Raw genomic sequence first — 18,769 nt, 5'->3', positions numbered from 1 at the left:
CTCGTTGATCAGAATTCGAAGCGCCTCTCCGGCGCCATCCAGGCCCTGATTCAACAACGCCGAAAAAGCCCCCTCCAAGGGGTGGCTGGGGTCTACGTGTACGGCCATGACGTTTCTCCTTCAAGGGTGAGTGAAAAGCGGCATCAAAGAAGAACCTAAGACCCCGGCCAACAGGGAAGGCAGAAATTACAGAATGAAGGTTGCACTAACCTCATATCGTCTCATGTCCTTGGGAAAAGTCCGACAGACTCCTAGCGCCTGAAATGAAAAGATGCCAGATTGGATGCTGGAGGCCAGATCTCTCTGCCGGGAAAGCCCTCGGGGATGCGGGGCTGGAATTCGATGGTGTATCGGGTGGCGGTCATGGGGGGGCTCGAATCGAGGAAAACAGGATTATTTATACTGATTTATCGAGCACTTATCGGGTTGAAACGGCGCCGATACCCCTTTTTTGAGAGCTTCCCATCGGGGCCGTGACCACGTCTTATTTGGGCCAGACCTTCGGTGTTTTGCCTCTAGGAGTCTGTCGGACTTGAGATCGTCCTACTGCGCCGGCGGGTAATCGGTCCAAATTCCCCCGGTTTTTCGTCACATAGCCACCACTATGATCCTCAAAACCGTGAAAATTTGGCCTCGATTCCCCACTCGGCTCGCTACGGACGCTCAAGCCCGACAGACTCCTAGGGAAACGCTGAATAAAGGCCCCCTGCCTTGAATCGGCACGCTCCGCAAAAACCAAAAGCTTCGGCGACGGGGTCGCCTCCTACGACAGCGCACCACGTGCAGCCCATCCCTGAGCCGCTCGGAAGCGCTCATCAATCAGCGCTTCCCCAGCGATACAAAAAGACCGGGCAGCAGATTGGCGCGAATGGTTTCGATGCGCCCCGATGGTTACCATGTCGGTGGAGTGATGGGTGTTTGTCCCATGAACCTTATAACTTGAGACCGTCGCCGTTATAACTATCAGGATGCGATCGATATGACCCTCCCGCTGTCCGACTGTCTTCTGACCTGGGGCGGAGAAACGATTTTATTTCGTACCGACATGCCGGAGTTGGTGTCCGCGTTGCGGCGGGAAGCAGGGCCGTTTTTTTGTGATGGTCCGGTTGCCGAGCGCGCCGCTGCGGCGTTGCACCTGACTTTACGTCGTGGTGGAGAAGGCGAGGTTGGTCCCTATGATCGGGTTCGTCCCGAGGTCGACCCCATACGAGGGGTGGCCGATGTCGTTTTGGAGGGGCCTTACAGCATCGATGAGAAGGTGTTGACAACCATTGTTTATGCTGCGGTTTTGTTGCGCTTTCGCTTGCTACAGCACCATGACCATGTCTTGCATCTCCATGCCGCGGTTTTGGTCCATGAAGGCAAAGGTTATGCGTTGGTCGGCCCCTCGGGTGCTGGTAAGACCACGATCACCGCCCGTTGGGTGCGCGCCGGGGGGCGTTATCTCAGCGATGAAGATGCTTTAATGGCCGATGGCCGGGTATTCCCTCTTCCGCGCGCTTTACGAACCAGTGTTTGGGGCATGCGGCGGTTAGGGTTGGAGGGGAAAACCCAGTCCTACCAGGGCTTCTTCAACGATCATGGGGAACGTTGGGATGTCTCTTCTCACTATGAAACCACCCCGTTACCGCTGGGGGGAATCGTGTTGTTGCAACCTCGATCCGTTGAGAAGGCCCGGTGCATGTCGGTAGGTCGGTGGGATTTGTGGACGCGATTGATCGAAGAGATGCATCGAGAGTACCTCGACCCAGCCAACACCAGCGAGATCGCTCAAGAGGTCAAACGGTACAATCGCCAACTGTTCGATACTTTGGAGCGGATCCTGAACCAAGTACCCCTCGTAGGGATTGAATACGACTTAGAGCGGGATCTCGATGATTTACCCGCGTTGCTCACCCAATGGATGGATTCATGAATGCTGTGACTCGGTTTCATCGCCCGCGCTGGGTGATCGCCCGCGTGATCGACGACAAGACGGTGCTTTATCAAGCCGACTCGGGAGAGGTTTTCTATCTTGAGGGGACCGCCGTGGCCATGTGGCGTTGGATCGCTGAACGGGATGATTTCACGATGGACGATCTGGCGCAGGCCATGAGCGCGGCCTTCGCTGGTGACCCAGACCAGATGCGCGCTGAGATTAAGACCTTTATTGACGATTTGGTTGAGCAGTCGCTGTTGCATATCGGGGAGGCGGCAGCGTGTCGATAGAGGAAACCCACGAACGGATCTGGCCAGGTCCTCTCGATGCTTTCTGGATGCTGACCAATCGTTGCAATCTGGCTTGCTCCTTCTGCATGGTCGAGTCGGAACCGCATCCAAAAGTCATGACGCAGGAGTTGACTCGGGAGGAGCACCTGCGTGTGGCGCAGGAGATGCTCGCTGGGGAGGTCATGCGAGTGACTTTGACTGGGGGGGAGCCGACGTTGATTCCCCATCTTGAGGAGATTGTCACCCTGCTGGCTCAGGGAGGCGTCTATGTTTATCTCACCACCAATGGGATGTTGCTCACCGAGGATCGGGTTGCCCGTTTGGTGGAGGCGGGATTGCAGGAGGGACAGATTAGCCTCAACGGCGCCACAGCCGAGGTGAATGACGCACTGATGGGTCGACACGCTCATCATCTCATTCTCCGGGGTTTGGGCTGGATGAAACAGGCGGGGTTGCGTACCCAGGTCAAGGTCACGGTTACCCGGGCCAATCAGCATGAGATGTTGCCGTTAATCGATCGCTTGCTTGAGTTCGGGGTGAACCGCATCTCGCTTGCCGAGGTGGGGGCGATGGGGCGGGCCAATGTTGGTGCTCATTGGGAAGAACTGAAACCCGACCTGGAGGTGTTGCAGCGATTGGAGGCGGAGGTGGACGCCTTTGGGGACAGTGATCGACTGAGGTTTTCCAGTATGTCATTGACCTTGCAATCGTCGGGGAAGCCGGGTCTGTGTTCGCTGGGTAGTGCCAATCAGGTGGTGGTAACCCTGTTGCCCGATGGTTCAATGATCCCGTGCAACGCCACCTGGCATGCCGGGATTGCCAATCGGGTCCTCGAACATGGATGGATCGGCGCCTATCGTCGCTTGCCGGGGTTGTACGGTCATTTTAGGGACGAGGCGTGGTTGCCGCAGGTTTGCCGCGACTGCCTCTGGCTGGAGGAATGTCAAGGGGGATGTAGGGCCAATGCCCATAAGGTTTTTGGTACTTGGCGGGCTCCCGATCCGCGCTGTCCATTGCTTTTGCAGGGCGATGGGAAGACCATCGGTCCCCTTCACGAACGTCGGACCATTCCTATTCGTGCGGTTAAAGGAGGCGTTAATTTATGAACCGTCCAACTTGGAGCACCCCCCGGTTGATTCATGTTGATATCAGCGACTGCAATACCGCTGGGGCGCAACAGACTTCAAAATGCACCAAGAAAAACATCTCGCCCTCCTGCCAGACCCCGAATGGGTGCAAGCGCAAGGCGGGCTGCAATCTCAAACCGGGACGAACCGCCAGCATGTCGTGATGGACGGCCGCAGGGCTTCCTAAAAGGAAGAGCAGGTTTACCAGATTGCGACTAGTTTTTGCTCGCCGAGCAGAGGAAGCCGAGGGCGGTCGAGGGTGTTGGCCGGTGCGTGAGGATCAATCCCTGCGCTGATGCGCGCGCCATAATCGACGGCCTGGGCCATGGATGTGGCGTTCAGCATATAGAGTGGAATGTTCCAGTCATGCCACATGGCCGTTTTGTTTGTTCTCTCCCCGTTGTCGCTCCAACCCAGTATGAAACTCTCCCCGCTTTTTTTCTCCCCGAAGGGCTGTAAATCATGCCATTGGGCCGCTTTTGCCGTGGCCATGAGGATGGACCACTCCCGTGAGCCTGTTTCGAAGGGGACATCCATAACGGCAAAACCGTTGTCGCTGAGGTGCTGACGGACCAATTCAAGGAAGGTGGCGCTGTACAGCCGGGAGAGGTCGTAATCGACCGGTACTGGGAAATCGGCGTAAATGGCATCAAAGGATTCCTGGTTTTGGCTCAGGTAGATCAAAGCATCTTGTTGCACGATGGTGACCCGCGGATCGTCAAAGCTGCCGTGATTCATAGCTCGAAAGATGGGATGGTGTTTCGCGGTCTCAATCATAGTGGGATCCAGTTCCACCTGAGTGATGTGTACCTGCGGGTATTTCAATAATTCCCTGGCCAACAAGCCGTCGCCTCCACCCAGAATCAGAACCTTGCGTGGTACAGAGCCCCGTACCTGAATGGGAAAATGGGCAAAGGGCTCGTGGTAGTACTCCTCTAGGTTGGAGCTCCATTGCGCACGACGATTGAGCCGCAATACCCAGTACCTAGGAAAGTCGGGCTCAGCCCGAAATTTGGCGCCCAGGTCCTCTTGAAGGAGGTCGGGTGGGAGGAGAGAGCCATAGGGGATCAGCTCGACTCTTTGAAAACGCGAGGGGATGCGTTGGATGTCATCCCCGATTTTCAGGGGGCGCCACAGATCGAAGGTGGGCTCATAGATCAAAAAAAAATAGTAGTAATAGCGCAGCGTTGCTTGTTGGAGGGACTGGCTTTGCAGGATGCCTACGCCCATAAGGATGACAAGGGCGACTCCGGCGTAGGTGGCTTTTTTGAGAATGGGCCGATAGGTCAGGGTCAAGGCCAGACAAGCCAGGCCGTTGAGAAAAGCGGTGGCGAAGGCGGTAGCGTAAAGTCCCCATTGTGGCAAAAGGTAGATGGGGAAAAGGATGGAGCCGAGCAGCGCTCCGAAATAGTCGACGGCCAGAATCTTGTTGAGGGGGTTGGAGAGGGGGTCCTCTTCGCTTTTTAAGTTCACCAGAAGCGGGATTTCACAACCGGAGAGAAGACCGATCAATATGATCGGCAGGTGCAGAAGGATCAAAAAAACGGTTTGGTAGAAAGAACCGGGTTCGCCCCAGTGATACCCCAGATAGAGATGAATGATCCGTTCGGCGACGGCGAAAAGCCCCAAGAGTAGAACAGAGGCACCTCCCGCCAGCCCGAGCAGAAGCTCCACACGGATCAGACGGGGGCGTGCCGAGCCTTTTGACCATCCCCAGCGCTCGCAAAGCAATGCCCCCGCGCCAAGCGAAAACAGATACAGGCCGATGGTGACCGAATAACGCAAAACCGTGTTGCCCATCAATAGCGATAGGCTTTGGGCCAGAATCAACTCATAGAGAATGCTACAGACGGCAACAATGAGGGTGATGAAATAAGTCATGTCGAATTCTTGGGCGTATCGATACCGACGGCGCCGTTGGATAGGGCGTCGTCTTGATCCGCTATCTCCGTGGTCTAGGTTGTGGCTTCGCCGCTTGGTCTTGGGAAGCTATGGGTTTCTGGCCCATAGTTGGGTGCGCCTGCGTTGCGTGCGGACCAAGGGGTGGCGTTGGGCATGGCGGGCCGGTCGTCAGCAGTTGGCGATCCAATCGATCACAACAGCGCCCCGACCTGCGGCACCCTCGAATGCTCCCTTGCACGATTGGACGGAATACGCCCGCGTTTTGTATCGACACTGCCCCTATCGAGATGGATTACCTTGGCTCACGGTGGCCGAGGCAGCCATGTGGCCACAACTCGACTGCAAGGGACGGGCGGTCCTGTTGGCTCGCCGAGGTTATGAGCTGGGTCTGTCGACACGGTTGTGCATTGGGCTAAAACCTGAGGGGGATACCGCCCATGCTTGGGTCGAGGTGTGGAACGAGGAAACCTGGTGGGCCGCAGATGGATTGTCCGAAACCGCAGCGTCTCTGGAACACTATTTGACCGAATCAGGTTTGATCGTACTGCACCGTCACGACATCCCTCAGGATCGCAATGAACGACTCCCTCTCCACCCTAACGGTACATTACTTGTGTGACAAAAGCATAACAAAGGGGGGGGATTGGCCGTTGTCCCTTTGCCACGGGGCAGGATTTAGTCGAGTCCCAAAGAACCCTCTTCAAGAACACGCCGCTTGGCTGCGCGAAGACCCCAAAGCCCAGCAACCCAGAATCCTGCTCCGAACAAGGTCAGCATGGCCAAGTCCGGCCAGACGTCGACCCATGACGCACCATGGATCAAGGCATCGCGTAGTCCATCGAAGGTATAGGTCAGGGGTATGGCCAGGGCGATGGGGTGCAGCATCTCAGGCAAGACCGATACCGGGAAATACAATCCGGCGAGGATTGTTGCCACCCCTCCAAATAAAAATCCCAGGGGATTGCCCTTCTTCAACCAGAGCTGAGAGGCGGCGGTGATCAGGCCGAAGCCGACAAAAGCGAGCATGGAAACCAGGAGAACCACCGCCCCCGCAAGCCAATTGGCCTCGGGTAGTGCAATCCCCAATGCCCAGGCGACCAGGGCAAAGAGCCCCATCTCGAGCAGCGGCGTTCCAAGGCCGGGAACGGCGCCGATCAACAGGACGAGCGGCAGTGGCAGGTGGGTGCTTCCGCTCCACATCCAGGCCAGCTGCCCACCGTACTCAATGCGTCCCATCTGCTTTCCCAGCCCGAACATCAGATTCATGACCACCCCGTTGACCGCCATGCCAATGAGCACATAGGCCAGATACGAGGCGCCGATGTCGAGGGGGCGCTCGTCGCCGAGCAACGCGAAGAGCCGATCGATCCCGAAAAACATCAGGGCCGAGGCTGCCACCCAGATCAGCGATTGCACCATCCCCAGACGGTGGGTTTTCCAGCCTTGCCATTGAAAGCGCAGGGTTGCCCCTAAGAGCAGCCAAGCCGCCCTGTTCATGACAATCGCCCCTGATTCAGATGCAACACTCGGTCGCTACAGCGCTCAAGACAATTGCGTTGATGGCTGACCACCACCCCTCCCCGTTCATCTTGGTCAACCCAGTGGCGTAGGTGGGTGATCGCTGTCTCGATGTGCGCTTCATCGAGCGAGATAAAGGGTTCGTCGAGCAACAGCACCGGGCTTTGAGGCAATAACGCCAACAGCCAGTAGGCACCCTGACGCATGCCGCTGGAGCAGCCGTTGACCCGCCGGTCGAGGTAGTCGATGTTGAGCAAGCGGGCATGCTCTTTCAAACGCTGATGGCATTCGCTCTGCCCCAGACCGCGTAGGGCGCCCAGATAGGTCAGGTTTTCTCGGATGGTCAGCCGCTCTTCCAGTTGGAGGCGATCCGCATCCAGTAATGACACCGATTCGGGACGACGCAGGGTTCCGGCGTCGGGTTCGATGAGCCCAGCGATCAGTCGCAGCAGGGTCGACTTGCCGCCGCCGTTGGCGCCGTGGATTCCTACCACCTCGCCGGGACGCACATGCAGATCGATCCCTTGCAACACCGGCAGGGGGCGGTCGATGGGGGGGGCGTGGAACCAGGACTTCGGGGGGGCGAAGGGGCGGAAGGTTTTGACGATGTTGTGCAGCTCGATCATGTCGCTTGGTCCCAGCCATAACGCAGCCGATCCCAAAGCCGGTCGGCGATCCACAGATGATAGGCCACCTGGCGCCAGCGTCCGAACAGCCCGACATCCCAGGGGGCGCCGCGAAACGGCGCGGGCAGGGAGGGAAGGTCGAGAGGGGGGTGGTCGAGTCCCAGCCGCTTGAGTTCCCACGCGGCGGCCCGCAGTGCGTGCTGGATGCGCCAGCGCCCGGCCCGCTCGACAACGGCGTGCGGATCGACCGGGGATTGCCGTTGCAGCAGATGCAGATCGAGCAGCCACATCAAGCGGCGCTGCAATCCCACGTGTTTGCCGAAATGAAACGCCAGATAGCACCACAGATCGGTGGGATCCATGCGGCGCAGCGCCAGACCGTTCCAAAGCCAGGGGCGGCTTCGTCCCCACAGCTCGTCCCACGTCAGCCGCGCCCGGTAGCGGGAATCGAGGCCGTGGTGCAGTTCGATCAAGGCTTGCCCGGTCGGATCGACCAACGAAACGTCGTATTCGCCGTCGCTCACCCGGCTGTAGCCCCGGTCGAGCAACAGGGTCAGCCCCCGAGCAAAATCCCCCTCCCCCCCGACCCACAGATCGAGATCGCTCATCGGGCGCAGCGCCGGATCGTCGTAGAGGCGAAAGGCAACATCCCACCCCTTGAGGGGCAGAAAGTCGATGCCACCCTCCAACAGCAGGGCGCCAAGCTGCCACGCCGCCCCCTCCAAACGCATCGAGGCCAGATGGGCTTCAAACGCGGGGGAGCCGGTCAGGCGGGCCTGTTGCAGACTGAGCAAACCGTGGATGTGCAGCAGTTCGGCAGTGGGGTGAATGGTGGGCTCAACGGTGTCGCCGAGGAGCCAAGCCAGATAGGCCGCGGCATCGGGGAGGGGGGCGCCCCCGGGCACGGTCAATCCGGCAGCCGGTCGCTCAGCGCCCAGGCGCTGCCCGCCACCGCTACCGGTAGAACCAGCAAATTCACCAGGGGAATGGCGAGCAAAACCCCGCTGACCAAACCGCAGCCCAGCACCAGCAACGGCTGGGTCAGAGCGTATTCCCAACGCTCCTTGAAGGTGGGCAGCCGCCCCTCCAAGGCGGGGGTGGTCAGGGTGTGGCCCAAGAAAAAGGCCGACCACAGGGGGGCGAGGATCGGCGCGGCGAGCCAGCCCAGGCCGGGGATCAGCCCGATGAGCAGAATAACCAGCATTCCCACCAGGAAGAGCCCCAGTTCGCGCACGGCATCCAGGGCAATATCGAGGGCATTGAGATTCGAGGATTGGGGCTCGATGTTGTGCAGCTTCAACACCCGGTGGGCGATGGTTTCAAGAATCGTCCCCGCTACCGCCTGGGCGCCGAGCAGGGCGACGATGCCCGAGGCGACCAGCAGGGCGACCCCCCCCGCCAACCAGCGCAGGCCGTCCAGGGTGGCATCCCAGAACCCCTGGCCGGAGGCGTTGATCTCGGTCAGATAGCCCGACATCCAGGAGCCCCCCAGCGCCAGCATGAGCAGCAGCAACACCGCCGCCACCCCAGCAGGGACCATTGCCAGCCCCCAGGAATGGGTGCGCCGCAGCATTTGCAGCCCCATTGCAGGAACCGTCAATCCCCGCAGCAATCCGCTGAACATCCCTCATCTCCTTCGGCCACGATGCGGGCCAACTCAAGTTGATCCTGAAGAACCAGCAATCGGGTGCCAAATCCGGCGCTGTCGAGCCCCGGCAGCAGGCTCGAAAATCCGCCCCCCTCGATGTGCACCTCGATCCCGGCGCTCTGAAGCCGTCCGGCCAAAATATGGGCCTCGGCGGGGCTGGCCAGCCGCACCAGTTCGACCCAGTCGCTCACCGGGAGGCCCCGCGTAGCGCCGTGATGGCCTCGGCGTAGTTGGTGGCGCCGAAAACCGCCGATCCGGCGACGATGCAGTCGGCCCCTGCGTCGAGCACCGCCTGCACGTTGCTCGGTTTCACCCCACCGTCGACCTGCAACACGATGGGTTTGCCGGTCGCCTCAATCATCGCCCGCAGCCGCTCGATCTTGGGCAGGCAGTAGTCGATGAAGGACTGCCCGCCAAAGCCTGGGTTGACGCTCATGATGAGCACCAGATCAACCTTGGGCAGGATCCACTCCAGCACCGACAATGGGGTCGAGGGGTTGAGCGACACCCCCGCCTTGCAGCCGTGCTCATGAATCAAAGCCACCGTGCGGTCGAGATGGTCAACCGCCTCGGCGTGGACGGTGATGGTGTCGGCCCCCGCCTTGGCAAAGGCGGGGATCATGGCGTCGGGATCGCGCACCATCAGGTGGCAATCGAGGGGCAGATCGGTGCATGGGCGCAGCGCTTGCACCACCAACGGGCCGATGGTCAGGTTGGGGACGAAGTGGTGGTCCATGACGTCGACATGGACCCAATCGGCCCCGGCAGCGGCAATGGCGCCGACCTCCTCGCCCAGGCGGGCGAAGTCGGCGGAGAGAATGGAGGGGGCGATCAAGGTTGGAGACATAGATATTCAGCCGTGTTGGGTTTCAAGGAGTTCGAGCATGGTCTCTTGCCAGGCCCCGTCGTGGGCGACGAAGGCGGCCAGGTCAAGCCGCCCTTTTTCCGCTTGGGCCACCGCCAGGGCGATGGCGCGGTCGCCGGGCGCCTGAGAGGGTGGGGTGGCCGCGAAGGTGCCCAGGGGCTGGCGCCCCTCAAGGGGCTGGGGCGAGGCGGTTTCGATGTGGCCCGGCGCGCCATACAACCAGCCGGAGCAGGCGGGGCCGGTGTCGAGGTCGCAGCGCAGAATCGTTTGTACGGCGTGTCGGGTGATGGTCCAGGACATGGGAAGTCTCGTGTGGTTTTTATAGGGAAGCGCTGATTTATTCAGCGCTTCCGAGCAGCCCAGGGATGGGCTGCCAAAATCAGGAACGTAAGTGACTGATTTTGAAAGCGAAGCAAAAACCACGCTTTTTGCGAAGCGTGCCGATTCAAGGCAGGATGCCTTGAATCGGCGTTTCCATAGGGCGTATAAGACCTATGGAACCTATAAATTTAAGCTTTTTGATGAATTGCGGACCAAGCCGCTTCGATCGACTCGGGCACCCCTTGCAGGTGCAACACCACCGCCCCGGCGCAGTCGTCGAGCCCCCCGGCGGCAACCGGGGTCGCCTTCACCCCGAAGAGGGCGGCGAAGGCCTCGATTTCGGTCACCACCGTGGCGCTTCCCGCCATGATCGGCATGTAACCGACCGGGGTGCCCATGGTGCGGTCGACCTTGCCCTGACCCAGCAGACTGCAGGCGGCGGGGATCGAGGGGATCAGCTTTTCGAGCGAAATCGGAACAATCAGCTCGCCGCCACGTGCCATCAAAATCGCCAGCGCCGCCCCGATGGTCCCCCCAAAGGGGTGGGCCATCAGCACGGCGGTGTTGCCTTGGGGATCGAGGGCGTTGCCCCCCTTGATGTAGATATCGCCCGCCTCGAACCGCTCCAGCAACGGGCCGGGCCAACCCCTTGAAACCTCGCCGTTGTCGAACAGAAGCGGTCCAGGGCCGCGCCCTTGGGTGGGGCTTTCGCCCAGGGCGCCATCGCGAATCCAGCCGACCGTGAACGAGGCCAGACCCGGATCCTCTCCGGTCAGCGCCTCGGCCACATGCCGGGTGGTGCTCCCCCCCACCACCACCATCCGTCCGGCTTGTTTTCGCGCTTGAACCTGGGGCAGAGCGGCAACGGCGCGACCGATCAAACGGCGGGAAACCTCGCCGCTCAGTACCACCAGAGCGGTTTCGGACTGGACCACCGCCATGGTTACTGGGCGCCTCCGACCGACTCCATCATCTCGTCGCCACCGTCTTCGTTGTTGCTTTCACCTTCGACCGGCACGATGGCGCCCCCCTCCATGCCGGTTTCATCACTCTCCATCGCACCGTCAACGACGGGGGCGGCAACTGGGAGGGTCGGTTGACCCTCGACCGGGCGCACTTGAATGACCACCCGCTGATTAGCCTTACGCCCCTCGGGGGTGGCGTTGTCGGCCACCGGCCAGGTGCTGGAACGGCCCACCAAAACAAAGCGGTTGGGATCCATCCCCTGACCCCACACCAGGTAACGAATCACCGACGCAGCCCGTGCGGAAGAAAGGGCCCAGTTGTCGGGGATTTGATCCTTGATGGCGCTGCCGGGGGGGGTGGTGTCGGTGTGGCCGACCACCACGATCTCTTGCCCCTCGGGGGTTTGTTTCAAGGCGGCGGCGATCTCTTTAAGCCGTTTGATGCCGCTGGCGGAAAGGTCGGCGCTCCCCGCCAAGAACATGCCGTCGTCTTCCAAGATCGTCTGCACCTGAGAGACCGGTGCCTGTTGCTGGGCGGTTTCAAGATCCTGGACCCGCATCGCCAAAGCCTGGGCGTCGGACTCCACCCGGCTCTTCTCTTCTGCGATTCGGGTGGTCTCTTGCCGGGCCGCCTGGCGGTCGTCGACCAGCCGTTTACGTTCGGCTGCCCACTTGTTGGCCTCCTCGCGGTATTGGGCCAGGGCGGTGCGGTCGGCCTGCACCTGCTGCCACTCCGCCTCGTTGAGGGAGTGACCACAGCCGCTGAGCAGGGTGGTGGCAGATAGAGCCAATCCGGCAAGGACTACAACGCGCACGTTCATAGAAGACTCCTGATCCTAACAATGGGTCGAGGCCCAGAGGGCGAAGGTCGGTGAAATTGCAAAATCTGGTCGGCAAAGAATGAACGCCGGGGGAGGCGCAGACAAGGCAAGGCTTGGATTCTTAAGGTTTTTTCATCCGTAATTGTGTGATGTGGGTCCGCACTTGCGCCGCTTGTTCCCCCTGGCCGCTGCGCTCAAGGGCGGAGGCCAGGGTGTCGAGGTAGGCGGCCCGTTCGGGATCGATCATGGTCGCCCGCTCGGCCAGACGTAGCGCCCGTTCTCCCTGCTGCCCCGCCTTGAGCAAGGCAAAGGCAAGGTTGTTTAGTGCGGTGGCGTTGTCGGGGGCGAGCGAAACGGCGATTTCCCACCAACGCACCGAATCGCTCCAGCGGTCGTCGAGGATCGCCGCCTGCCCCAACAAGATTGCAGCGGGCAGATGCTCCGGCCAGCGCTTGAGTACCTCTTGCCACGCCTCCACGGCGTCGCGCCGGTCCTCCGCCCGGTAAAACAGCTTTCCCAGCAGGGTGCGGATGCGGGGGCCGTCGACCCCCTGTTTAAGCGCCTTGCGTAGACGGGCGATCCCCTGGGTTGGATGGTTCACCCCGACCTCCTCCCCCCAGACAATCAGGGCGTCCTCCAGGGTGGGGGCTTTTTCGAGCACGGCATCGAGCGCCTTGAGGGCGCGATCCCGATCCCCCATTTGCAGCAATGCCAGCACCCCCATCAGGTCGGTCTGGGGGGTGTGGACCTGCGCCTTGGCCAATTGCTGAAGCACCGTAGCCCCCTTGCCCTGGGCCAGCTGCATCTGCATTTGATCCCTGGTGTTGAGGCGGGTGCTCAAATGCAGCACCGACCTCACCCCATCCAGGCGCAGGTCGGCCAACCCCGAGACCTCGGGGGGGATACTCGGATCGTCGAGAAGCCCTTCATAAATCTGCTCGGCCCGATCCCACTGCCCTCGGGCTACCGCGATCTCCCCCTCCATGAAACGGCGCAGCGGGGGCGACTGGGTTTGGGCCAGCGCTTGGGCCTGCTTGAAACGGTTCATCGCCACCAACGCCCTAAAATGGATGGTGGTCTGGGTTTGTTCGGGCAGGCCGGGGGGGGCGTAGCGCTCCATCAGGGTCATCGCCCAGGAGGCGTGTTGCAGCATCAGGCACCAATCGACCACCTCGATGAAGGTCTGGGGGGTCCAGGTTTGAACCGCGTCAATCTGCCGAAAGAACTCCGCCTCGTCATGCTCCAGCAACGCCTGACGGAACTTGAGGTGGCGCACCTCGGGGTCGCCGGGGTAGCGGTCGTCGAGGATTTGCAAAAAGCGGCGCGCCTCGATGAGATTGCGCAGATCCATCGAGGCCGAAGCGGCATTGAGCAGGGCGACCTGCCCCCCCGGACCGACCGAGGATCCGGCGGTGACAAACGCATTGAGCGCCTCTTCGGTGTGCCCCTGCTGGCGCTGGGCCAGCCCGATCCCCAGGTAGGCCTCCCAATCGGTGGGGTCGATGTTCAGGCGGGAGTGGAAGACCTCCATGGCGTCGCCGGGCCGATTGGTGGCCAGATAGAGCTGTCCCAGGTCGACCCGGGGTTGCCGCGCCTTGGGGTTGTCGTCGATCGCCTGCAACAGCAGCCGCTCCGCCTCGCTCCAGTGGCTGTCTAAAAAGGCTTCACGGGCCAGCAGCACATCGGCCATCCAGCGCTGCCCTACCGTGAGGCTGCCCCGCATGATCCGGGCGGTTTGCTCCACCTGCACCGAGGGGATCCGCCCCGGTGCCAATTCGAGGTAACGATGCAGATTGTCGACGTCGGGGTGGCTGCGCAGCTCCTGATCGAGTCGCGCCACCGCCTCATCGACCTTTCGCTGGGCCAGAAGGGTATCGAGCAGTAGATTGAGCATGCGTTTATCGTCGGGGCGTTGTTCCAGCGCCTTGCGGATGGAGACCTCGGCCTCTTGCCACGAACCGGCCTGAGCCTGCATCCAGGCCGACGTTATCAGCCGTTCGTAACGCCGTTCGGGCGAGAACTGAAGCAGTGCCGCCGCGCCCCCCCCGGCCAGGAGCAGCAGCACCAGCAACAGTCCCCAATACCGATGACGTCGTTCTTCGGCCTCCATCACCCTATCGCCCAGTGAGGGTTCATCCTCGTGCATCCAGTCCATCCGCTCCGAGGCGCCGCCCCGTTCTTCGTAGGGGTGGGACTCCTGCTCCTGTGGCGGGGATTCGATGTGCTCCCCTGGCTGGTTCGTGCGTGGCATAACGACCCCTACTTCAGTCATGGTCCCGTGGTGGTGCTGTGGGGGCTGGGGGTGGCGACGGCGCGTTGGTTGCGCGGATCCCCCGGCCAAAAACAGGGGCGATCCTCGCCCGATTTTTCTCCTCATCAAAGAGAAGTTTGGACTTTAACCATCAATTCCCTGCTTGTCGGCGGGGTGCTGCTGCTGTCTCTGGCCACCCAGGCCCGCATCGACACCTTAAGCGCCCTGGGCTGGGCCACCGGCTGCATCGGCTGGCTGGCCTGGGGGATGGGGCCGACCCGCTTTGCCCCGGTCGCCTTTCCCCTGCTCTTCACCCTGCTGGCGATCCCCTGGCCCTGGGGGGTGGTGCAATCGCTGGCGCTGCCGCTGCAAGAATGGTCGGCCAGCGCCGCTCGCTGGGTGCTCGACACCTTGGGACTGCCGGTTTTGCAAGAGGGGATCATCCTCGACTCAGGACGATTCCGTCTGGTGGTCGAGGAGACCTGCTCGGGGCTACGTTCCCTGGCGGCGTTGTTGACGGTGGCGGTATGGCTGCTGGGCAGCGGCTGGGGCGACCGGTGGCACCGGCTGGGGGTGCTCCCCCTGTTGCTGGTGCTGATTCTCACCGGCAACACCCTGCGTTTGATCGGGGCGGTGGTACTGGGCCACTTCGGCCACCCTGAGGCGGCGATGGTCTGGGTCGAGCAGATCGGCGCCCCCCTGTTGATCGTGCTGGAAGTGGCTGTTTTGCTGCTTTGGCTGGGCCTGCCCGCCGGACGCTGGCGCCGATTCCGGCTCCATCCCACCACCCCTCGCGTCATCCCCCCACTGACCACCCGTTCCCCCCTCTTGCCGCTGATCGCCCTGGCGCTGCTCCTGCTCGATGCCGCCCTCGTACCTGGTCCGCACCAACCCAGGGGGGTGGTGCCCGTTTGGCCCAATCCGACCGGGTGGGTGAGCGTCGATGGGCCACTGCTGGCCAATGCGGTGGGGGAGATGACGCGCACCCTGGGGCAGGGGGCCGAGATTCAAGCGGGCCGCGCCTGGTCGCCCCCCCCCAACCCCGGCTTGGTCGACACCCTGCTGATGGTCCATTGGGGGGGGCAGGGGCGGGATGTGGACGATCCCCGTTATTGCTACCGCTCCCAGGGCTGGCGAATGCTGAAGCAAACCCCCCGCCTGTTGGCAGCAGACGCAGTGCGCCAACCGGCCCAGGTGATGGAGATCGTCGAGGAGGAACAGCGTTCTCGACTCAATCGCCTGGATTGGTATGCCTACCGTATCGGCGACCACTGGGCGACCGACTACTGGCCGATGCGCTGGGCGCAAATCTTGGGGGGGCTTGCGAGGCAGGGGGGAACGGTGGTCCTGGTTCACCTCTCGACCCCCCTGCCCTACCAGGATCGCTCAGCGGCGGCGCTGGACCAGGGGCGGGAGCGGCTTAAGGCGATGCTCACAACCCTTCCCGATCTGCATGGGGTACTGGGGGCGCCGCACGAAGAATCACCGCAGGGGCCGGGCGAGCGCGCCACCACAGCGTCAAGGCCATGAAGAGCCCGGCGGACAACAGCAAAATCCAGGTGTCGTTTTCGGGGATGCCAGGCAACGAGGCAACGTTGGTCGGCCCCAGATCGATGGCGACCACCACGTCGTTGTAATCCCGGTCGCCGCCGCCCCAGAGATCCTCAAAACCCAACGCCACCAACCCCTCGATGGGGAGCAGACTCGACACGGTGTGGATCACCCCGCCGTCGGGGTTGTAGGGGGTGTTGGTGTAGTAGGTGGGGGCGCTGGCGTTGCTGAAGCCGTCGGCGGTCAGAAAAAAGCCGATGGCGCTGCCCGCCGCAAAGCTACCCAAGGTGACGGTATCGCCGGTGTTGAGGCTTCCCCCCGATCCCGCCATCGAGGCGTTGTTCCAAATAACGTTGCGATTGGTGGGCAGGGTGGGATCGAGCGAGGCGTCGTACCAGCCGAAGGTGCTGCGATAACCGGCCCCCTCACTGACGAAAATCACCGAAACCACGGTGTCGTAGGTCAGGGTGATGTTGGCTGCGTCGAATCCGAAGGCCAGCGGATCGGCCACGGCGATCCCCTCTTCGACCAGGGGTACCAGATCGGGGGTAATCACCGCCACCGCATGGCTCGGCGCCGCCACCGCCAAGGCGCCGACCAGCCCCAAACCAGCGGCTCGAAGTGCAGAAAATCGTCTCATCACAGCCCCCTTCCCGCGTCATTTTCAACGCCAAAACGTCTCAAAACGTCTGCACAATTCGACGTCCGATCCTGCCAATGGTTCGGACGGGCATCCCTAAGGAAGCGCTGATTTATTCAGTGCTTCCGAGCAACCCAGGGATGGGCTGCCAAAATCAGGAACGTAAATGACTGCTTTTAAAAGCGAAGCAAAAACCACTCGCTTCAGAACACCTACTTTTGGTTCTGGCGGAGCGTGCTGATTCAAGGCAGGCGGCCTTGAATCAGCGTTTCTCCAAATACCGCCAAGAAGGCGGTATTTAGGGATGCCCTGAAATGCGCCGCCGCGGGCGATGATACCCCCTTGGGATCAACCGGGCGCCTTTTCCCTGCTCAACCGCTCCAACCACCCCGGGAGATCGCGAATACTCGACAACACCGCGCTGGGAACAATGGGGGAGCGGGCCAACACCTCGGGGCGGAATTTGCCTGTCTGCACCAACGCCCCCCTGAGCCCCGCCCCCTGCGCCCCCCCCACATCGGCCTCAAGATCGTCCCCCACCATCAAGGCCCGTTCGGGGGTGGTGTTCAGGGCGGCCAGAACCTCGGTAAAAAAGGGGGTGGCCGGTTTGCCCAACACCACCGCCTGCCGCCCGGTGGCGTATTCGATGGCGGCAACAAACGCCCCCAGGTCGATGTGCAACCCCTGCTCTGTGAGCCAATAGCGGTTTTTGTGCAAGGCAATCAACTGCGCCCCCCCCATCACCTGGGTGAAGATCTGTTGCAGGGTCGCCCCTGAGTAGCCCTGCCCCCCCACATCGCCCATCACCACCACCTCGGGATCGGCGTCGTCACGGGTGACCGTTTGGAAATCCTCGGCCAAATGGGGATGAATGAAGAGGGCCGCCTTACGGGCACCGATGTTGGCTACCGCCAGGGCGGCGGGGGTGAAGAGATGGCTGCGGGGAAGGGAAAAACCCAGGGCGCCAAGTTTGGCATGAACCTGAGCCCGACTGCGGGTCGAGGTGTTGGTCACTCCGGCCAGCCGGTAGCCCCGCTCTTGCAGGGTTTGCACGGCTTGGACAGCGCCGGGGATGGGGGTGTCGCCGACATAAAGCACCCCATCGAGATCGAGCAATACGGTGTCGAGGCTCATGGGCCACCTCGCACGAGGGTGGGGGTGAGAGAAACGAGGGATCCGTCCAAGGGTTTTACAGTGGTCTTAAAGTGAGGGAAAACTCGGGATCGGGTTGGTTGCCCCAACCTTGGGCTAGGTGCGTCTACCCAGCTTCGCTTCGGCGCCAACACCTCTTTGTAGGAGCGGTCCCCGACCGCGAGTGAGGGGACAACACCGCCCCCAAACCGGGGTGACGCCGAAGCCAAGGCCGCCTCAACCTGGAGCCAAACCCACCACCCCAGCTTCGCTTCGGCGACAGAGGTCGCCTCCCACAGGCCATGGCGGCGCCAACACCCCTTTGTAGGAGCGGTCCCCGACCGCGAATGAGGGGGCAACACCGCCCCCAACCGGGGGGACGCCGAAACCAAGGCCGCCTCAACCTGGAGCCAAACCCACCGCCCCGGCTTCGCTTCGGCGACAGAAGTCGCCTCCCACAAGCCCCATGGCGGCGCCAACACCCCTTTGTAGGAGCGGTCCCCGACCGCGAATGAGGGGGCAACACCGCCCCAACCCAACACGACCCCTATGAAACAGGCACCTCCAGCCACGCCTTGGCCTCGGCGTGACCTGGGACCAACGCCTGCAATTGCCGCCAATAGGGGCGAGCCTCGTTGAGCTGACCCGATTCCGACAATCCCCGCGCCAGCCAATACAGGGCATCCAGATCGGTGGGGTACATGGCGTGGACCTGCCGGGCCGTCTCGGCGATCTGACTCCAATCGGCCAGGTAGGTGGTCAGCACCACCAGACGCACTGCGGCAGTCTGATTGCCGGGGGCGATTTTCAGGGCGTTGCGGCACTCCTGGGCCGCCTCGCGCCAGCGGTATTGGGCCATCAACGGCAGGCTCGCCCCCAGGTGCGCCTCGACCGAGCGGGGGTTGAGGGTGGCGGCCCGTTGGTAGGCCTCCAACGCATCGCCGTAGCGCTCGGCCAGGTAGAGCAGCCAACCGCTGCGCAGCGCCAAAAACTCGGCGACCCCGGTGCCGTTGGGAATGATGTCGCTGAGCGCTGCCAGTGCTTCGGGGTATTTGCCCTGCACCTCAAGCTGATACGAGGTCGCGAGTTTGTCTTCGACCGTGGTGCTGGGCTGCGCCTGGGCAACACCGGCGAGGCTCAATCCGGCGATCAACATCAAGGCCAGTAGACCGCCATGAATGGGATTCCTCATCGT

Annotated in this window: 18 protein-coding genes; 4 read left to right on the top strand and 14 right to left on the bottom strand. The window is 61.9% G+C overall.

Annotated features, from left to right (window positions below; all coding sequences use genetic code 11):
• Nucleotides 1-979 precede the first annotated feature (979 nt).
• Genes AUJ55_02995 through AUJ55_02985 form a run of 3 tightly spaced genes read left to right on the top strand, consistent with a single transcriptional unit; the run spans nucleotide 980 to nucleotide 3,314 of the window.
• Nucleotides 980-1,915 (top strand): hypothetical protein, encoded by a 936-nt coding sequence (locus AUJ55_02995; GenBank protein ID OIO59924.1) that lies wholly within the window; start codon nucleotides 980-982, stop codon nucleotides 1,913-1,915.
• Nucleotides 1,912-2,208, top strand: a complete 297-nt coding sequence (locus AUJ55_02990) for a hypothetical protein (GenBank protein ID OIO59923.1) — start codon at nucleotides 1,912-1,914, stop codon at nucleotides 2,206-2,208. The genes AUJ55_02995 and AUJ55_02990 overlap by 4 nt, the downstream gene beginning before the upstream one ends.
• The gene (locus tag AUJ55_02985) at nucleotides 2,199-3,314 is read left to right on the top strand and encodes a hypothetical protein (GenBank protein OIO59922.1); all 1,116 of its coding nucleotides are present in this window, start codon (nucleotides 2,199-2,201) and stop codon (nucleotides 3,312-3,314) included. Before AUJ55_02990 ends, AUJ55_02985 begins: the two co-directional genes overlap by 10 nt.
• Nucleotides 3,315-3,536: 222 nt before the next feature.
• Here AUJ55_02985 and AUJ55_02980 read toward each other — a convergent pair whose 3' ends face one another.
• The 11 genes from AUJ55_02980 to AUJ55_02930 form a co-directional block, all read right to left on the bottom strand.
• Entirely contained in the window at nucleotides 3,537-5,216 is a 1,680-nt protein-coding gene (locus tag AUJ55_02980; protein OIO59921.1) for a hypothetical protein, read from the bottom strand.
• 696 nt (nucleotides 5,217-5,912) lie between these two features.
• The gene (locus AUJ55_02975; protein ID OIO59920.1) at nucleotides 5,913-6,734 is read right to left on the bottom strand and encodes a hypothetical protein; all 822 of its coding nucleotides are present in this window, start codon (nucleotides 6,732-6,734) and stop codon (nucleotides 5,913-5,915) included.
• Nucleotides 6,731-7,381, bottom strand: a complete 651-nt coding sequence (locus AUJ55_02970; protein ID OIO59919.1) for a hypothetical protein — start codon at nucleotides 7,379-7,381, stop codon at nucleotides 6,731-6,733. The genes AUJ55_02975 and AUJ55_02970 overlap by 4 nt, the downstream gene beginning before the upstream one ends.
• Nucleotides 7,378-8,286, bottom strand: coding sequence for a hypothetical protein (locus tag AUJ55_02965; GenBank protein ID OIO59918.1), 909 nt, complete (start codon nucleotides 8,284-8,286; stop codon nucleotides 7,378-7,380). Before AUJ55_02965 ends, AUJ55_02970 begins: the two co-directional genes overlap by 4 nt.
• Nucleotides 8,287-8,288: 2 nt before the next feature.
• A complete protein-coding gene (locus AUJ55_02960) occupies nucleotides 8,289-9,005 on the bottom strand; it encodes a hypothetical protein (GenBank protein ID OIO59917.1) in 717 nt (238 codons plus the stop codon).
• Nucleotides 8,978-9,220 (bottom strand): hypothetical protein, encoded by a 243-nt coding sequence (locus tag AUJ55_02955; protein OIO59916.1) that lies wholly within the window; start codon nucleotides 9,218-9,220, stop codon nucleotides 8,978-8,980. Before AUJ55_02955 ends, AUJ55_02960 begins: the two co-directional genes overlap by 28 nt.
• Nucleotides 9,217-9,876, bottom strand: coding sequence for a ribulose-phosphate 3-epimerase (locus AUJ55_02950; GenBank protein OIO59915.1), 660 nt, complete (start codon nucleotides 9,874-9,876; stop codon nucleotides 9,217-9,219). The genes AUJ55_02955 and AUJ55_02950 overlap by 4 nt, the downstream gene beginning before the upstream one ends.
• 6 nt (nucleotides 9,877-9,882) lie before the next feature.
• Nucleotides 9,883-10,194: a hypothetical protein gene (locus AUJ55_02945; GenBank protein ID OIO59914.1), complete on the bottom strand. Its 312-nt coding sequence runs from the start codon at nucleotides 10,192-10,194 to the stop codon at nucleotides 9,883-9,885.
• 209 nt (nucleotides 10,195-10,403) lie between these two features.
• Nucleotides 10,404-11,156 carry a hypothetical protein gene (locus AUJ55_02940; GenBank protein ID OIO59913.1) on the bottom strand — a complete coding sequence of 251 codons (753 nt, stop codon included), beginning with the start codon at nucleotides 11,154-11,156 and terminating at the stop codon, nucleotides 10,404-10,406.
• A 2-nt stretch (nucleotides 11,157-11,158) separates the two neighbouring features.
• Nucleotides 11,159-12,001 (bottom strand): hypothetical protein, encoded by an 843-nt coding sequence (locus tag AUJ55_02935; GenBank protein ID OIO59912.1) that lies wholly within the window; start codon nucleotides 11,999-12,001, stop codon nucleotides 11,159-11,161.
• Between the two features lie 121 nt (nucleotides 12,002-12,122).
• Nucleotides 12,123-14,156, bottom strand: a complete 2,034-nt coding sequence (locus AUJ55_02930) for a hypothetical protein (protein ID OIO59911.1) — start codon at nucleotides 14,154-14,156, stop codon at nucleotides 12,123-12,125.
• Between the two features lie 33 nt (nucleotides 14,157-14,189).
• On the opposite strand from AUJ55_02930, the gene AUJ55_02925 reads away from it, so the two are divergent.
• Nucleotides 14,190-15,782, top strand: a complete 1,593-nt coding sequence (locus AUJ55_02925; protein OIO59910.1) for an EpsI family protein — start codon at nucleotides 14,190-14,192, stop codon at nucleotides 15,780-15,782.
• Here the strand turns inward: AUJ55_02925 and AUJ55_02920 are convergent.
• From AUJ55_02920 to AUJ55_02910, 3 genes are all read right to left on the bottom strand, one after another.
• Complete coding sequence (locus AUJ55_02920; GenBank protein ID OIO59909.1) at nucleotides 15,685-16,410, bottom strand: hypothetical protein; 726 nt, start codon at nucleotides 16,408-16,410, stop codon at nucleotides 15,685-15,687. The genes AUJ55_02925 and AUJ55_02920 overlap by 98 nt on opposite strands.
• A gap of 381 nt (nucleotides 16,411-16,791) precedes the next feature.
• Entirely contained in the window at nucleotides 16,792-17,577 is a 786-nt protein-coding gene (locus tag AUJ55_02915) for a haloacid dehalogenase (protein ID OIO59908.1), read from the bottom strand.
• Between the two features lie 544 nt (nucleotides 17,578-18,121).
• Entirely contained in the window at nucleotides 18,122-18,766 is a 645-nt protein-coding gene (locus tag AUJ55_02910; protein OIO59907.1) for a hypothetical protein, read from the bottom strand.
• Nucleotides 18,767-18,769: the final 3 nt, after the last annotated feature.

Source organism: Proteobacteria bacterium CG1_02_64_396 (assembly GCA_001872725.1).
Taxonomy (GTDB): Bacteria; Pseudomonadota; MNWR01; order CG1-02-64-396; family CG1-02-64-396; genus CG1-02-64-396.
Note: the sequence above shows the minus strand (reverse complement) of the source record. Positions and strands in the feature narration are given on the sequence as shown.

Coding starts and splice junctions, on each gene's coding strand:
- AUJ55_02995 (OIO59924.1), top strand. CDS start 980: ATGACCCTCCCGCTGTCCGACTGTCTTCTGACCTGGGGCGGAGAAACG.
- AUJ55_02990 (OIO59923.1), top strand. CDS start 1,912: ATGAATGCTGTGACTCGGTTTCATCGCCCGCGCTGGGTGATCGCCCGC.
- AUJ55_02980 (OIO59921.1), bottom strand. CDS start 5,216: ATGACTTATTTCATCACCCTCATTGTTGCCGTCTGTAGCATTCTCTAT.
- AUJ55_02975 (OIO59920.1), bottom strand. CDS start 6,734: ATGAACAGGGCGGCTTGGCTGCTCTTAGGGGCAACCCTGCGCTTTCAA.
- AUJ55_02970 (OIO59919.1), bottom strand. CDS start 7,381: ATGATCGAGCTGCACAACATCGTCAAAACCTTCCGCCCCTTCGCCCCC.
- AUJ55_02960 (OIO59917.1), bottom strand. CDS start 9,005: ATGTTCAGCGGATTGCTGCGGGGATTGACGGTTCCTGCAATGGGGCTG.
- AUJ55_02950 (OIO59915.1), bottom strand. CDS start 9,876: ATGTCTCCAACCTTGATCGCCCCCTCCATTCTCTCCGCCGACTTCGCC.
- AUJ55_02945 (OIO59914.1), bottom strand. CDS start 10,194: ATGTCCTGGACCATCACCCGACACGCCGTACAAACGATTCTGCGCTGC.
- AUJ55_02940 (OIO59913.1), bottom strand. CDS start 11,156: ATGGCGGTGGTCCAGTCCGAAACCGCTCTGGTGGTACTGAGCGGCGAG.
- AUJ55_02935 (OIO59912.1), bottom strand. CDS start 12,001: ATGAACGTGCGCGTTGTAGTCCTTGCCGGATTGGCTCTATCTGCCACC.
- AUJ55_02930 (OIO59911.1), bottom strand. CDS start 14,156: ATGGACTGGATGCACGAGGATGAACCCTCACTGGGCGATAGGGTGATG.
- AUJ55_02915 (OIO59908.1), bottom strand. CDS start 17,577: ATGAGCCTCGACACCGTATTGCTCGATCTCGATGGGGTGCTTTATGTC.
- AUJ55_02910 (OIO59907.1), bottom strand. CDS start 18,766: ATGAGGAATCCCATTCATGGCGGTCTACTGGCCTTGATGTTGATCGCC.